This window comes from Amycolatopsis sp. NPDC003676, assembly GCF_053587275.1.
Window position 1 is genome coordinate 1 of sequence record NZ_JBSFNS010000435.1, and the last position, 1,039, is coordinate 1,039.

Annotated in this window: 2 protein-coding genes; both read right to left on the reverse strand. The window is 71.5% G+C overall.

All coding sequences use genetic code 11. From position 1 onward, the window contains the following. Nucleotides 1-602 (reverse strand): sodium:solute symporter family transporter (locus ACWDNU_RS47010; protein ID WP_449673600.1); only part of this gene is annotated, 602 nt, incomplete at its 3' end. Nucleotides 603-628: 26 nt separating this feature from the next. After that, a partial coding sequence (locus ACWDNU_RS47015; protein WP_449673601.1) for a hypothetical protein occupies nucleotides 629-1,039 on the reverse strand: 411 nt, incomplete at its 5' end.

Here is a 1,039-nt window from a genome sequence, read left to right on the forward strand (position 1 = left end):
CCGAGCACCAGGGCGGGCACCGCCACCGCCGTCAGCTTCAGCCAGTACTGGAACGCCTGTACCAGGGTCACCGACCGCATACCGCCGCCGATCACATTCGCCAGCACGATCGCCCCGACCGCGACGGCCCCCACCCACGGCGGGGCCCCGAGCAGGAGGTGCAGGGTCAGCCCCGCGCCCTGGAACTGGGGGATGAGATACACCGCGCAGACCACGACCACCAGCCCGGCGGCCATGCGCCGCAACCGGATCGACCCGAGCCGGAACTCCGCGAAGTCCGGGACGGTGTAGGCGCCGGAGCGGCGCAGGGGAGCGGCGACGAACATCAGCAGACCGAGATATCCCGCGGTGAAACCCACCGGATACCAGAGCGCGTCGGCGCCGTACTTGGCGATCAGGCCCGCGACGCCGAGAAACGAAGCGGCCGACAGGTATTCGCCCGAGATCGCGGCGGCATTCCACCGGGAACCCACCGTGCGCGAGGCGACCAGGAAGTCGGAGGTGGTGCGGGAGAGCCGGACTCCGTAGAAGCCGATCCCGATGGTGGCGAGCGCGGCCAGCAGCAGGGCCGCGATGGTGAGCGCCGGACTGTCCGGTGTCATCGGTGTCGCCTCGTGGTCAGCACGGGTCAGTCCCCGGCCAGTTCGAGGAAGTCGTCCTCGTTGCGCTGCGCCAGTCGCACGTAGAGGCGGCCCACCGCGTACAGGGCGGGGAACGCGAGCGCGCCGAGCACGATCCAGGGCAGCCGGATGCCGAGGACGGTCGTCGCGGCGATCGCGGCGATCCCGAACAGCACGGGCAGCGAGCCGAACACCGCGACCACGACCAGGCTCAGGCGCAGGGCCAACCCCAGTTGCGCCCGGATCAGTCCGCCGATCAGCGCCGCACCGAGATCGGTCTGCTCCACCACCTCGGTCCGGGTACGGATCTGGCGCGCACCCCGCCGCTGCGCCAGCACCACCCGTTCCCTGGGCGGCCGCTGCGGACCCGTCACCGCTGGGACCAGTTCTGCCGCGGCCCGTGCACCAGCCGCTGCTTG